The 13364-nt window shown below is 68.8% G+C and carries 10 protein-coding genes; 3 read left to right on the top strand and 7 right to left on the bottom strand.

The genetic code is table 11. The annotated features are described in order from the left end of the window. Window positions 1–22 precede the first annotated feature (22 nt). Window positions 23–1303: a CmpA/NrtA family ABC transporter substrate-binding protein gene (locus LGR64_RS20335; RefSeq protein ID WP_230356776.1), complete on the bottom strand. Its 1281-nt coding sequence runs from the start codon at window positions 1301–1303 to the stop codon at window positions 23–25. A 309-nt stretch (window positions 1304–1612) separates the two neighbouring features. Continuing rightward, a complete protein-coding gene (locus tag LGR64_RS20340; protein ID WP_230356777.1) occupies window positions 1613–2878 on the bottom strand; it encodes a nitrate regulatory protein in 1266 nt (421 codons plus the stop codon). A 331-nt stretch (window positions 2879–3209) separates the two neighbouring features. Here LGR64_RS20340 and LGR64_RS20345 point away from each other — a divergent pair, with 331 nt between their 5' ends. Both LGR64_RS20345 and tsaD read left to right on the top strand, forming a co-directional pair. Continuing rightward, entirely contained in the window at window positions 3210–4907 is a 1698-nt protein-coding gene (locus LGR64_RS20345) for a putative bifunctional diguanylate cyclase/phosphodiesterase (protein ID WP_230356779.1), read from the top strand. A gap of 90 nt (window positions 4908–4997) precedes the next feature. Beyond that, window positions 4998–6038: a tRNA (adenosine(37)-N6)-threonylcarbamoyltransferase complex transferase subunit TsaD gene (tsaD, locus tag LGR64_RS20350; protein WP_063326779.1), complete on the top strand. Its 1041-nt coding sequence runs from the start codon at window positions 4998–5000 to the stop codon at window positions 6036–6038. 181 nt (window positions 6039–6219) lie between these two features. On the opposite strand, the gene LGR64_RS20355 is transcribed toward tsaD, so the two are convergent. Continuing rightward, entirely contained in the window at window positions 6220–6600 is a 381-nt protein-coding gene (locus LGR64_RS20355; protein WP_230356780.1) for an Hsp20/alpha crystallin family protein, read from the bottom strand. Window positions 6601–6697: 97 nt separating this feature from the next. Here LGR64_RS20355 and LGR64_RS20360 point away from each other — a divergent pair, with 97 nt between their 5' ends. Further along, window positions 6698–8008 carry a branched-chain amino acid ABC transporter substrate-binding protein gene (locus LGR64_RS20360; RefSeq protein ID WP_180317680.1) on the top strand — a complete coding sequence of 437 codons (1311 nt, stop codon included), beginning with the start codon at window positions 6698–6700 and terminating at the stop codon, window positions 8006–8008. A gap of 27 nt (window positions 8009–8035) precedes the next feature. Here the strand turns inward: LGR64_RS20360 and mltB are convergent, their stop codons facing one another. Genes mltB through LGR64_RS20380 form a run of 4 tightly spaced genes read right to left on the bottom strand, consistent with a single transcriptional unit; the run spans window position 8036 to window position 13342 of the window. Continuing rightward, window positions 8036–9214 carry a lytic murein transglycosylase B gene (gene mltB, locus LGR64_RS20365; protein WP_230356781.1) on the bottom strand — a complete coding sequence of 393 codons (1179 nt, stop codon included), beginning with the start codon at window positions 9212–9214 and terminating at the stop codon, window positions 8036–8038. After that, window positions 9211–11391, bottom strand: coding sequence for a transglutaminase family protein (locus tag LGR64_RS20370; RefSeq protein WP_230356782.1), 2181 nt, complete (start codon window positions 11389–11391; stop codon window positions 9211–9213). Before LGR64_RS20370 ends, mltB begins: the two co-directional genes overlap by 4 nt. After that, a complete protein-coding gene (locus LGR64_RS20375; RefSeq protein WP_141829306.1) occupies window positions 11388–12422 on the bottom strand; it encodes a DUF58 domain-containing protein in 1035 nt (344 codons plus the stop codon). Before LGR64_RS20375 ends, LGR64_RS20370 begins: the two co-directional genes overlap by 4 nt. Beyond that, window positions 12422–13342, bottom strand: coding sequence for an AAA family ATPase (locus LGR64_RS20380; RefSeq protein ID WP_141829304.1), 921 nt, complete (start codon window positions 13340–13342; stop codon window positions 12422–12424). Before LGR64_RS20380 ends, LGR64_RS20375 begins: the two co-directional genes overlap by 1 nt. Window positions 13343–13364: the final 22 nt, after the last annotated feature.

Raw genomic sequence — 13364 nt, forward strand, 5'->3', positions numbered from 1 at the left:
GTGGGGCTTCAAAGGGGATCTCTCAGGCCTTGATGGCAAAGCTGTCCGCGTACTTGCGCGGGTCCTTGCCGTCCCAGACCGTGCCATCCATGAGCTTGCTGCTGCGCATCTCCGCCTTGGGCAGCGGGGCCTTGGCGGCGGTGGCGGCCTGCTGGTAGATGTCCAGGCGGTTGATGGAGCGGGCCACGCCCAGGTAGTCGGGGTGGTCCTTGAGCAGGCCCCAGCGCTTGTGCTGGGTCAGGAACCACATGCCGTCGGACAGGTAGGGGTAGCCCACGCTGCCGTCGCCGTAGAACTTCATGTGGTTGGGGTCGTCCCAGGTCTTGCCCATGCCGTCCTGGTAGCGGCCCAGGATGCGCTGGTTGATGGCATCCACGCCCGTGTTCACATAGGCCTTGCCGGCGATGGTCTCGGCCATGCGGGTCTTGTTGGCCAGGCTCTCGTCGATCCAGCGGCTGGCCTCGATGATGGCCGCCGTCACGGCGCGTGCCGTGTTGGGGTTCTGGCGTGCGAACTCGGCCGTGGTGCCCAGCACCTTTTCGGGGTGGTCCTGCCAGATGGACTGGGTGGTGGCGACCGTGACGCCGATGCCGTCCATGATGGCGCGGTGGTTCCAGGGCTCGCCCACGCAAAAGCCGTCCATGTTGCCCACGCGCATATTGGCCACCATCTGCGGCGGCGGCACGGTGATGACCTTGGCATCCTTGAGCGGGTGGATGCCGTTGGCCGCCAGCCAGTAGTACAGCCACATGGCGTGCGTGCCCGTGGGAAAGGTCTGGGCAAAGGTGTATTCGCGCTTTTCGCTGGCCATCAGCTTGGCCAGGCCCGCGCCATTGACGGCACCCTTGTCGGCCAGTTTCTTCGACAGCGATATGGCCTGGCCGTTGTGGTTGAGCGTCATCAGCACGGCCATGTCCTTCTTGGCGCCGCCCACGCCCAGGTGCACGCCGTAGACCAGGCCGTAGAGCACGTGGGCAAAGTCCAGCTCGCCGTTGACCAGCTTGTCGCGCACGCTGGCCCAGCTCGCTTCCTTGGAGGGAATGATCTTGACGCCGTACTTCTGATCGATCCCCAGCACCGAGGCCATGACCACGCTGGCGCAGTCGGTCAGCGGGATGAAGCCGATGCGCACCTCTTTCTTCTCTGGCGCATCCGAGCCGGCCGCCCAGGCGCCATGGTGGCCCAGCTGGGTGTAGAGCGCCGCACCGCCTGCCAGCGTGCCGGCCTGGCGCAGAAAGTCGCGCCGGGGCAGGGCCGGGCCGGCGGTGAGAGGGCCTGTGGTGGGCTTGGGGCTTGACGCCATGGCGGAACTCCTTCGATCGTCGGGAATAGAACACTTGCAAACGGGCCCTGTTCCAAGCAAAACGGCGTCCTCTCCAGCCGCGCTGCGCGGGGAGAGTGACGCCGTTGTCCTGGGGCCTTGATTCAAGACCGGGGTCCCGGCCGCCTTTGGCCGGGAGTTGCCAGAGTCAATGCAGAAAGCGTGCCAGGCCGTGTTCACAGGGGGCCATGCCGTCCATCGGCCTTGCAGTCCTCGCCGGGCCACCTTCTGGTGCGTGCCATGGCACCAAGTCGGTGCTGCACTGCAGCATGGCTCGCACCGGCCCGGCGTTCAAGGCGCAGGCGGCAGGAGATCGGCCATGGAAAGCACGGCCTGCGCCACATCGGCCAAGCGGCGGTTCTGGTTCATGGCGGTCTGGCGCAGCAGCTTGTGGGCCTCGCCTTCGCTGAGCTGGCGCCGCGCCATCAGCAGGCCCTTGGCGCGTTCCAGCAGCTTGCGCTCCGTGAGCGTGGCGCGCACGGTCTCCAGCTCGGCCTGCATGGCCTGCAGGCGCTGCGACTGGTCCTGCACCAGGTCCATCACGGAACGGTCCAATTGCGGCCCCAGCCGTGCGGCCGTCGGCTGCAGCTCGCCCGGCGCCAGCGTGGCCGAGACCGGCGTGGTTGCCAATGCCTGCGGCGCCTGCAGCAGCGTCTGCAGGGCGGCGCGGGCATCGGCAATGCGGTGCTGGCATTGCTGTTGCAGCTCGGCCGTCAGGCGGGCCTCGACGGTCTGCAGCGCGTCCATGCGCTGCGAGCAGCTGTCGAACCAGGGCTCGGCCATCTCCACGGACAAAGGCGCGCCCGCCGTGGCCGTGCAGCCCACGCGGCGCAGCCGCTCGATCACGGCCAGCGTGGCGTCGGCCGCGCTGCTTTCTTGCCACAGGGCCAGGGAATGGGGGGGCGCGAACTCCGCAAAGACCTGAAAGCAGCGCTCCTGCGAGGCGATCAGGTGCAGCCAGTGCTGCTGACGTGGCGCATCGCTCACGCCCGCGCCGAACGCCGCCACGCCCGTGGCGCGCTCCTGGCCCGCGAACTCCTTGCCCTGCATGAAGTTGAACAAGGCCACCAGCAGGCGCGAGATGCCGGGCTCGGGTGCGCTGTCCGCCGCCTCGAAGACCACGGCCAGCAGGCCGGCCACCAGATCGATATAGAGAGCCGTGGCCGCCTCCGGCGACAGCGCGCGGCAGGCGACGCGCTCGCGCAGCGCGGGCAGGGCGTCCAGGCACTGCAGCACATGGGCGATTCGGCTGAACAGCCGCGCGCCATGGCCGGGGTGGCCGGTGAGTCCCGCACCACCGGGCTGCATGTCCACCAGCTCGAAGCCGTCGCGCGCCGCAGCGGCCATGCGGTCGCACTCGGCCATCTGGGCCAGCCGTGCCTGGCCGCCGCGCGCGCCTGCACTGGCCAGAAACACGTTGGACAGGCCGCGCTCCTTTTGCAGCGCATGGATGAGGCGGCTGAGCAGATCCACCAGGGCGCTGGTGCGCTGCAGTTGCTCCAGCTCGCCGATTTCGCATTGCCGCGCGGCCACAAGAAAGTTGAGAGCGGTTTTCATGGGGGCTTGGTCCTGTCTGCCTGCCTTGATGCAGTTTGCCTTGGTGCAAGGGACCTGGATGCAATTCCCATGCCGGGGCGTCGCGCGGTGCTTGCATGGGCACGGGATCGATGATTTGATAGAATTTTTTTAATGATTTGAAATTTTCGATACACAAACTGACGTGTAAGCGTGTCGAATGTTTGCAAAGCGAATGGGGCGGTTTTTCAAGAAAAGCCCCCGTTCATCCGGCGCACATGGCAACGCACACCACGGCATTGGGCTGCGCAATGCGGCAGTGAGGCTGAATCGGCATGAGTTTGAAATATCACGAGAAGATCGGTTTTTCCCCATGCATTGGCTGTTCCTGACCGAGGGGGTGTCCCGGTGGATACCTGCGCGCTGGCGCGGCCCGGCATTTGCGTGCTGGCTGGCTTCGCTGCTGCCCTGCATGGCGCAGGGTCAGGTGCCTGCGGCTGCCCAGGATGGCGTCGCGTCGGCGCAATTGGCCGATGAGGGCGTCTGGTTCGCTGGATGGCATGCCCTCGGCCCGTGGGGTGCTGGTGTGTTCGTGGCGTTCCTGCTGGTGTGCTCGGTGCTCTACATCCGCATGCGCTGCAAGGCGCAGCGCCTGACGCAGTCGCTCAAGCAGAGCAATGAGAAATTGCTGCGCGCCAATGTGAAGCTCAAGCGCATCGCCTTCAGGGACCCGTTGACCGGTACGGCCAACCGGGCGCTGTTCGAATACCGGCTGGGCCGCACGATTGCGCGCGCCGACAGCTCGGTGGAGCAGCCGGGGCCCTGCGGGCCGGTGCGCGTGGGCCTGCTGTACATCGACCTGGATGGATTCAAGCCCATCAACGATGTGGAAGGCCATGCCGCAGGCGATGCGCTGCTGTGCCAGGTGGCCGTGCGCCTGGGCCATATGACGCGCAAATCGGACACGCTGGCGCGCGTGGGTGGCGACGAGTTCGTGCTGCTGCTGGGCTGCCTGGCTTCGGTGGACGACGCCGTGGCCATGGCAGGCCGCGTGCAGAAGGCCTTGAGCCAGCCGTTCGACCTGCCAGGAAAGGCGGTCTCCATCAGCAGTTCCATCGGCGTGGCCATCTATCCCGACCATGGCAAGAAGGAAAAGCTCATGGCGGCGGCCGATGCCGCCATGTACACGGCCAAGCGTGCCGGCGGGAACACCTACGCCATCTTCAAGGAAAGCATGCGCCAGGGCGTGGTCGCGCAGTTCGACCTGCAGCAGGCCCTGCGCCGCGCCGTGGCCAGCCAGCAGCTGGTGCTGTTCTATCAGCCCAAGATCGATACCCGCACGGGCCGCATCCGCAGCGTGGAGGCGCTGGCGCGCTGGAACCACCCGCAGTTCGGCCTGATCAGTCCCCGCGTGTTCATCCCGCTGGCCGAGCGCTTCGGCCTGATCAGCGAGATCGGCGACTGGGTCATCGACGAGGCCTGCCGCCAGACCGCGCAATGGGCGCGCGAGCGGCGCTTCATGCGGGTGTCCATCAATATCTCGGGCTACCAGCTCTTTCAGACGCGGCTGGCGCAGTTCATCGCCGAGGCGATCGCAAGGCACCGCATCCGGCCCGAGCAACTGGTTTTCGAGATCACCGAGTCCGTGGCCATGGAGGACGACAAGACCACCATGGCCGTGATTGCCGAACTCACGGGCATGGGCGTGCAGATCTCCATCGACGACTTCGGCACCGGCTACTCCAGCCTGGCCCTGCTGCGCCAGCTGTGCGCCGACGAGGTGAAGATCGACCGCAGCTTTGTGCGCGACGTGGCCCTCAAGAGCGATGCGCGGGCGGTGGTCGACGCCATCGTGCGCCTGGCCCATGCGCTGGAGCTGCGTGTGGTGGCCGAAGGCGTGACCAACCAGCAGCAGCGCGAAGTGCTGCAGGCCCTGGGCTGCGACGAGCTGCAGGGCTTTTACTTTGCCCGCCCCATGGATGCCCAGGCACTGATCGCCAGCGAAATCTGGACCTCCGACGGCTTCGAGCCCGTGCGGTTCTCGCGCTCTTCCTACATAGACAACCTATAGCGGAGCGCCGGCCGTGCAACTGCCCGCCTGCCAGGGGCCATTGATGCCTGTGGCCGTGCGCCGCGCCCGCAGGTTCTACACTTCAGCCCCATGAGTTTGCTGATTCTGGGGATCGAATCCTCCTGCGATGAAACCGGCGTGGCCCTGGTCGAGGCCCCCGATGGCACGGGCGTGCCCACGCTGCTGTCCCATGCGCTGCACAGCCAGATCGACATGCACCGCGCCTACGGCGGCGTGGTGCCCGAGCTGGCCAGCCGCGACCACATCCGCCGCGTGCTGCCGCTGACCGAAAACGTGCTGGGCGAGTCCGGCCGCACGCTGGACCAGGTCGATGTGATCGCCTTCACGCGCGGCCCCGGCCTGGCCGGCGCGCTGCTGGTGGGTGCGGGCGTGGCCTGTGCCATGGCTGCGGCATTGAACAAGCCCGTGCTGGGCGTGCACCACCTGGAAGGCCATCTGCTGTCGCCCTTCCTGAGCGCCGATCCCCCCGAATTCCCCTTCGTGGCCCTGCTGGTCTCGGGCGGCCACACGCAGCTGATGCGCGTGGACGGCGTGGGCAGCTACGCCATCCTGGGCGAGACCATCGATGACGCGGCCGGCGAGGCCTTCGACAAATCGGCCAAGCTCATGGGCCTGCCCTATCCGGGCGGTCCCGTGCTCTCGCGCCTGGCCGAAGGCGGCGATGCCCAGGCCTTCAAGCTGCCCCGGCCGCTGCTGCATTCGGGCGACCTGGACTTCTCCTTCGCCGGCCTGAAGACGGCCGTGCTGACCCAGGCGAAGAAGCTGGGCGATGACCTTGAGGCGCGCAAGGCCGACCTGGCCGCCAGCACGCAGGCCGCCATCGTCGAGGTGCTGGTCAAGAAGACCCTGGCCGCGCTGCAGCAGACCGGCATGAAGCGCGTGGTCGTGGCCGGCGGCGTGGGTGCCAACAGGCTGCTGCGCTCCCAGCTGGATGCGGCCTGCGCCAAGCGCAAGCTGCGCGTGCACTACCCCGAGCTGCACCTGTGCACCGACAACGGCGCCATGATCGCCATGGCCGCCGCCATGCGCCTGCAGGCGGGCCGGGAAGTGGCCAACAGGCACTACGCCTTCGACGTCAAGCCGCGCTGGCCGCTCGATTCGCTGGCCTGATTCTTCGGCCGCCTCTGCCTTCCCCATCGCCGCGCCGTGCGGCGGGCCACCTCGATGCGCAGCCTGTGCAGCACAAAAAAAGCCCGGCATGTGCCGGGCTTTGAAAACGGGCTGTCACCTTGCTAAGAGGAGGGAAGAAAGGATGGTTGACAGCCCGGGTGCACAAACTCGCTGACCGGATTTACTGGATGCTCAGCGTGGTGGCCTTGCTCTGCGGCTCCAGGCGGGCCAGGGACAGCGTGAGCACGCCGTTTTCCAGCTTCGCGCTGCTGGCGGCAGTGTCGATCTCATGGTCCAGCTCCCAGGCGCGCTGCACCTGGCGGGGCGCACCCTCGACGCTGGACAGACGGACCACGGCGCCTTCGATGCTCAGCTGCAGCTGCTCGCGGGACAGGCCGGGCACATCCAGCTGCAGCGTCGTGGCCTTTTCATCGCGCTGCACCTGCACCGACGAGGCAGAGGGGGCGGCGTTGCCCAGGGTGCCTTGCAGGAAGCGCTGCAGGGCCAGATCGGCGGCTTGGGGGTTGAAGGCGTTGCGGCGGAGAACAGGCGAGAAGATCATGGTGAAGTGGCTCCTATAAACTGCGCGGCTTCATCGAAGTTGTCGCCGCATGGAGCGTAGTTGAGCGGCGTTGAACGCATTTCAAGAGGAAAAAGCCATGAATAAATTGCGCCGCAAGGTCTTGAAAAGCGGTGCCATGGCGCTATTTGCGGCGCCCGCGCTGGCGGCCCTGGCCGCAAACGAACGCGGACAGCCCGTGCCCCCGCCGCGCGGCGAGCCCATACGGCTGGCGCTGATCGAAAGCCTGTCCGGCCCCTTTGCCAATACGGGCGAGGCCGTGTTCCGCAACCTGTTGTGGGCCACCGAGCGCGTGAATGCGCGCGGCGGTGTGCCACTGCCGGCCGCGCAGGGCGGCGCCCGGCCCCTGGCCATCGAACGCCATGACAGCAAGGGCCAGAACGAGGAGGCGCTGTCCGCGCTGCGCGCAGCCATCGACGGCGGTGCGCGCGTGGTCATGCAGGGCAATTCTTCGGCCGTGGCGGCCGTGCTGGTCGATGCCATTGCCAAGCACAACGAGCGCGATCCGGCCCGGCGCGTGCTGTACCTGAACTACTCGGCCGTCGATCCTGCGCTCACCAACGAGCGCTGCAGCTTCTGGCACTTTCGCTTCGACGCCCATGCCGACATGCGCATGGCCGCGCTGATGCAGGTGCTGCGCGAGGACGCGGCCGTGCGCAGCGCCTACCTGATCGGGCAGGACTACAGCTTTGGCCAGGCCGTGCTGCGCGAGGCACGGCGCCAGCTGGCCGCGCAGCGGCCCGATGTGGCCATCGTGGGCGACGAGCTGCACCCCGTGGGGCGCGTCAAGGACTTTGCGCCCTATGCCGCCAAGATCAAGGCCAGCGGCGCCCAGGCCGTGATCACAGGCAACTGGGGCAACGATCTGATGCTGCTGGTCAAGGCCGCGCGGGAGGCGGGCTTCGATGGCCGCTTCTACACCTTCTACGGCAATGCGCTGGGCGCGCCAGCCGCCCTGGGCGAGGCCGGCGTGGGCAAGGTGCTGGCCGTGGCCGACTGGCTGCCCAACGTGCCGGGCCCCGACAGCCAGGCCTTCTACAAGTCATTCCGCGAGCGCTTTCCCAGGCCTGCCGATGACTATGTGCACATGCGCATGCAGCTGATGATCGAGGCCCTGGCCCAGTCCATGGCGCGTGCGGGCAGCACCGACACGGTGGCCGTGGCGCAGGCGCTGGAAGGCGCCGAGGTGGCGCTGGCCGGGCGCAAGGGCCGCATGCGCGCGGCCGACCACCAGTTCCAGCAGGCGCTGGTGGTCGGCGTCATGGACAGGCAGGGCGCGCCCGGCGTGCCCTTCGATGTGGAGGGCTCGGGCTACGGCTTCCGCGTGGTGCGAGAGATCGAGGCGGCGCGTGCCGAGCAGCCTGCGATGTGCCGCATGCGCCGGCCCTGACGGCCTCGACGGTTTGTATGGCCCGGATCAGCGGCCCATGGCCGCCGCGACTTCCTGGCCCAGTTCGATCACGGACAGCGCGTAGTAGCTGGACCAGTTGTAGCGCGTGATGGCATAGAAGTTCTCCGTGCCCGCGATGTACAGCGGCTGGCCCTGCGCGCCGTTTTCCAGCTTGACCAGGGCCAGCGGCCCTTGATGGGCCGCGCCGCTGCCCGGCAGTTGCACGCCGCGCGCAGCCATCTCGTCGGCCGTGAACTGGGGCAGGATGTCGGGCGCCAGCAGGGCGGCCAGGTCGGCGCCCTGGGCCTGCATGATCACAGGGTAGTGGGTGGGCATGCCGCTTTTCCAGCCATGCGCGACAAAGTAGTTGGCCACCGAGCCGATGGCGTCGGCCGCGCTGCCGAACAGGTCGATGCGGTCGTCGCCGTCGAAGTCCACCGCCCACTTCACCCAGCTGCTGGGCATGAACTGGCCCATGCCCATGGCGCCCGCGTAGCTGCCGCGCAGCGAGAACGGGTCCGTTGCGGCGCGGTGCGTGAAGCGCAGGAACTGCTCCAGCTCGCCGCGGAAGTACTCGGTGCGTGCCTGCGCGCGGGGGTGGGCTGCGGGGAAGTCGAAGCTCAGCGTGGCCAGGGCGTCGATCACGCGGAAGTTGCCCATCTGCTGGCCGTAGATGGTCTCCACGCCGATGATGCCGACGATGATTTCGGCCGGCACGCCGTACTGCTTTTCGGCACGCGCCAGCGCGGCGGCATTGGCCTGCCAAAAGCGTGTTCCGGCGCGTATGCGCACGGGCTCGACAAAGCGGCTGCGGTAGACGCCCCAGTTCTTGGCCGTGCCCTGGGCAGCCGGCGTCATCAGGCGGGGAACCTGGGGCAGAAAGCGCGCCTGGGAGATGGTGTCGCGCACCCAGTCCACCGGCAGGTCGTGGCGCATCGCAATGTCGGCAGCCATCTGCATGGCATCAGGCCGTTCTCCGTAGGGCGTGCTGCCCTGCACGGTTCTGACCACGGCGGCGCCGCCTGCCGCCGTGGCGGCGGCAGCAGCGGCCGTGCGCTTTTTCGTGGAAGGTTTGGCCGTGGACTTGGCGGCAGTCTTGGCTGCGCCGGTCTGGGCGGGCGCCGGCTTGCTGGCCAGCGCGCCGCAGGGCAGGGCGGCGGCCGCAAGCAGCAGCAGGGCGGAGGGGATCAGTCGTTGCTTGGTCATGGTGTGCTTGTCGTGGGGCCGGCAGCGGCGGCTTGTGGCCGTGGCTGCGGAGTGCGTGGCCAGTCCAGCGCCCGCCATTGGCGTCGCAGGGCGGGCAGGCCGGGGGTATCGGGTGCGGATTTGGGTGCGGACTGGGGTGCGTATCGGGGGACGGATTGGGGGGCGCGTGCGTAGCGCTGGCGCTCCATGTCCAAAAGCCAGTCGTGCAGGGTCTTGGCGGCCGTGGCGTCGTCCTGGCCCCAGCGGTCCATGACCTGGGCTGCCAGCGCGCGCGGGGGCAGGCTGGCATCGGCCTGCAGGCCGATGCGCCGCAGCCGGGCGCGGGTCCTGTCCATCAGGCGCAGCCATTCATCGCGGCTGTTGCGCTGGGCGCGGGCCATCCAGGCCAGCCAGGCCAGTGCGGCCACGCCGGCCAGTGCGCCCAGCAGGCGCAGCATGTCCACCCACGATGGCGACTGCACGCCCAGGTTCTTGAGCAGGTCCAGCTGGCGGCTTTGCGTGTAGTTCAGCACCCACTGGTTCCAGCCGTTGTTGACGGCCTCCCACACGGCGCGCATCTGCTGCAGCATGCCCACGCCTACGAAGTTGCCCACGGCGCCCGCAATGGCACCCTGGGGCGCGCGCAGGCGCTGGAACTCGCCCACGCGCGACGGAGCCACGGCGCCGGTGGGGTCGATGCGCACCCAGCCCTCGTCCTCCAGCCAGACCTCGGTCCAGGCGTGGGCGTCGGCGTTGCGCACGGTCCAGTAGCCATCGACAGGGTTGCGCTCGCCGCCCTGGTAGCCGGTGACGATGCGGGCAGGCACGCCCATGCCGCGCATCAGCACGGCGAAGGCCGAGGCGATGTGCTCGCAGAATCCCTCTTTGCTGTCGAACCAGAAGTCATCGGCCGTGTGCACGCTGTCCACCACGCCGGGCTCCAGCGTGTAGGTGTAGCCGCCCGTGCGCAGGCGCGCCAGCGCGGCCTGTACCCAGGCGCGGGGCGGGGCGCCGGCCAGTTGCGGGTCGGCGCGCATCTGCCGGGCCAGCGCCAGCGTGCGCGGGTTGCTGCCTTCGGGCAGCTGGGTGTAGCGGCGCAGGGCGCGGGTGGGCTGCAGCGGCCCGTAGCTGAACTGCACATGGCTTTGGGCGCTGATGCGCACCACGTCGGTGATGGGGCGCCAGGTCAGCCATTGCAGCTGCGGCGTCATGCGGGCGTTGCCCATGCCCTGCGGCAGTTCAGGTGGCTGGGACGTGGCGTCGAGCAGGGGCAGCCAGGGGCGGCGGCTGGGCTCGATGGTCATCTGGTAGCGCACGCCTTCGCCCGATACGCGCAACTGGGCGCTGTCCAGCCCAGCCTCTGTGTCCATCTGCCATTCCTGTCCGTCAAAGCGCGACAGAACGGGTCCCCGGAAATACAGGGTGTTGGCCGGCGGAGGAGCACCATCGGGCGTATCGAAGCGCAGGCGCAGGGCCACGTTCTCGTCCAGCACCAGCGAGGCCATGGAGCCCACGCGCATGTTTTCCGACAGGCCGCTGCGGCCGGCCAGGTCGTTGCTAGGCACACCCCACAGCGGCGCCATGCGCGGGAAGAACAGGAACAGCGCCACCATGACCGGCGTACCCCACAGCGCCAGCAGGGCTGCCGTGCGCAGCGCCTGCGTCAGCGGCGGGCGGCCGGCGGTCATGTGGGCATTGACCAGGGCCGTGAGCAGGCCCAGCAGGCCCAGCACCATGGCCAGGGCCAGCAGCAGGGATTGCGAGTAGAAGAAGTTGGCCAGCAGCGCGAAGAAGCCCAGGAAGAACACCACCATGGCATCGCGCCGGGCGCGCAGCTCCAGCGTCTTGAGCGCCAGCAGCAGCACGATCAGGGTCACGCCCGCATCGCGCCCGATAAAGGTGCCGTGCGAGACCCAGGTGGCGCCCACGGCCAGCAGCAGCAATCCACCCAGCACCCAGCGGCCGGGCAGGGGCTGGCCGCGCCAGGCCAGCAGGCCGCGCCACAGCAGCAGGCCGGCCACGAAGACCATGGTCCACCAGGGCGTGTGGGCGGCCTGGGGCATCAGCACCCAGGCGACCACGGCCAGCAGGAACAGGGTGTCGCGCGCATCGCGCGGCAGGGCGGCCAGGCGCTGGCGCCAGGTGGCCGCAGGCTGCGCAATGGCTTGGAAGGAGGAGGGCATGGACGTGCGATTCATGGGCAGGCCGCCAGGGCTTCCAGGCAGAGCGTGGCGTGGGCCGCGCCCTGGTCGGGGGCGATCTCGCGGCCGTCGGGCAGGCGCAGGCCCCAGGTCAGGTCCTGCTGGCGTGCGACCAGCACCCAGGCGGTCAGGCGGCTGAGGCGGGCCTCGGGGTCGGCCAGGCCGGTGGCCTTGGCGTCCAGCCACAGGCGGTGCTGCTGGGACAGCGGGCGGTCGCGGCTCACCAGCTGGTCACTGCCCGTGGCAAAGGCCTGGGCGGCCTTTTTCCAGACCACCAGCTTGAGCGCATCACCGCGCCGGTAGGCACGCACGCCATCGAACTCGTCGCCGTGGCGCGTGGAGGCCGCGCTGCGGCCGCCGGCATCGGCACTGGCCGCAGGCAGGGGCGGGGGATTGTGTTCGGGCGCCGGGTAGATCCAGGCCTGGGTCTGCGCGCGCCACAGCGCCCAGACGCGGAAGGTGCCCAGCGGGTAGCGTGTGGCCGCCGTGATCGTGGGCAGCGATTGCAGGCCCCGGCGCAGTGGCGTGAAAGCCAGTTGCGCCGTGGTGCTGCCCTGTGCCGGGACATCGATCCAGGTCCAGTCGGTGGCCGCCGTATCGGCTTGCACGGCAAGGCCTATGCCCCAACGCGTGCTGCGGCGCGTGTTGTGCAGCACCACGTCGAAGCGGCAGGGCTGGCCGGCAAAGCTGCCGGCCGGCGGCAGCAGATGCAGCGCCAAGCCGCGCAGATTGCCGTGGCCGACCACCATGCCCGCTGCCGCGCTGCCGGCCAGCAGGAACGTCAGCAGATAGCCCAGGTTGAGCTGGTAGTTGATGGCGGCCACCAGCAGCACGCACAGCGTCAGCGCCAGGGCCCAGCCTGCACGCGACGGCATGATGTAGACATTGCGCTGGGTCAGCTTCAGGCTGTCCGTGCGGGGCAGGCGGGCATGCCACCACTGGCGCACGCGCCGCGCCGGAGACCAGCGCTGGCGCAGCGATGCCCCCGGCCGGGGGGCGCCGGGCGAAGACGCGGGGGCGGCCGGCATCAGCGCAGCGCCACGGCGTCCAGCATGGCGCGCACCTGCTCCACGGCGCCCCGGCCGCTGGAGCCTATCGGCACCAGGCGGTGGGCCGCCGTCTGCGGCAGGATGGCCTGCACATCGTCGGGCGCCACATAGTCGCGCCCTTCCATCAGGGCCACGGCCCGGGCCGCGCGCAGCAGCGCAATGCCCGCGCGAGGCGACAGGCCCTGTATGAACCACTGGCCCGAGCGCGTGGCTTCCAGCAGGTCCTGCACATAGTCGAGCAGGGCATCGCTGGCATGCACCTGCAGCACGGCAGCCTGCAGGTCCTGCAGCTCCTGCGTGGTCAGCAGCGGTGCCAGCGCGTCGGCCTGGGCGCGCCGGCCATTGCCGGACAGCAGGGATCGCTCGGCCGCGCGGTCGGGATAGCCCAGGCTGATGCGCATCAGGAAGCGGTCCAGCTGGCTTTCGGGCAGCGGGAAGGTGCCCAGCTGTTCCTGCGGGTTCTGGGTGGCGATCACGAAGAAGGGCTCGGGCAGGCGGTGCGTGCGGCCCTCGGCCGAGACCTGTCGCTCCTCCATGGCTTCGAGCAGGGCGCTCTGCGTCTTGGGGCTGGCGCGGTTGATCTCGTCGGCCAGCAGCACCTGGGCGAAAACGGGGCCCGGGTGGAAGACAAAGGTCTCGCTGGCGCGCTCGTAGATGGACACGCCGGTGAGGTCGCTGGGCATGAGGTCGGCCGTGAACTGCACGCGCGAGAACTGCAGCCCGAAGCTGTGTGCCAGCGCATGCGCCAGCGTGGTTTTGCCCACGCCGGGAACGTCTTCCAGCAGCAGGTGTCCCCCAGCCAGCAGGCAGGCCACACTGTCGCGGACCTGAGCCGGTTTCCCTACAACCACCGTGTTAAGCTGATCCAGAAGCGCCTTGATCTTGTGTGTTGCTTGCATGGCGCGACGTTATCCTAAAAAA

Source organism: Delftia sp. Lp-1 (genome assembly GCF_020523835.1).
GTDB classification, from domain to species: Bacteria; Pseudomonadota; Gammaproteobacteria; order Burkholderiales; family Burkholderiaceae_C; genus Comamonas; species Comamonas acidovorans.

Coding starts and splice junctions, on each gene's coding strand:
- LGR64_RS20335 (WP_230356776.1), bottom strand. CDS start 1,303: ATGGCGTCAAGCCCCAAGCCCACCACAGGCCCTCTCACCGCCGGCCCG.
- LGR64_RS20340 (WP_230356777.1), bottom strand. CDS start 2,878: ATGAAAACCGCTCTCAACTTTCTTGTGGCCGCGCGGCAATGCGAAATC.
- LGR64_RS20345 (WP_230356779.1), top strand. CDS start 3,210: ATGCATTGGCTGTTCCTGACCGAGGGGGTGTCCCGGTGGATACCTGCG.
- tsaD (WP_063326779.1), top strand. CDS start 4,998: ATGAGTTTGCTGATTCTGGGGATCGAATCCTCCTGCGATGAAACCGGC.
- LGR64_RS20355 (WP_230356780.1), bottom strand. CDS start 6,600: ATGATCTTCTCGCCTGTTCTCCGCCGCAACGCCTTCAACCCCCAAGCC.
- LGR64_RS20360 (WP_180317680.1), top strand. CDS start 6,698: ATGAATAAATTGCGCCGCAAGGTCTTGAAAAGCGGTGCCATGGCGCTA.
- mltB (WP_230356781.1), bottom strand. CDS start 9,214: ATGACCAAGCAACGACTGATCCCCTCCGCCCTGCTGCTGCTTGCGGCC.
- LGR64_RS20370 (WP_230356782.1), bottom strand. CDS start 11,391: ATGAATCGCACGTCCATGCCCTCCTCCTTCCAAGCCATTGCGCAGCCT.
- LGR64_RS20375 (WP_141829306.1), bottom strand. CDS start 12,422: ATGCCGGCCGCCCCCGCGTCTTCGCCCGGCGCCCCCCGGCCGGGGGCA.
- LGR64_RS20380 (WP_141829304.1), bottom strand. CDS start 13,342: ATGCAAGCAACACACAAGATCAAGGCGCTTCTGGATCAGCTTAACACG.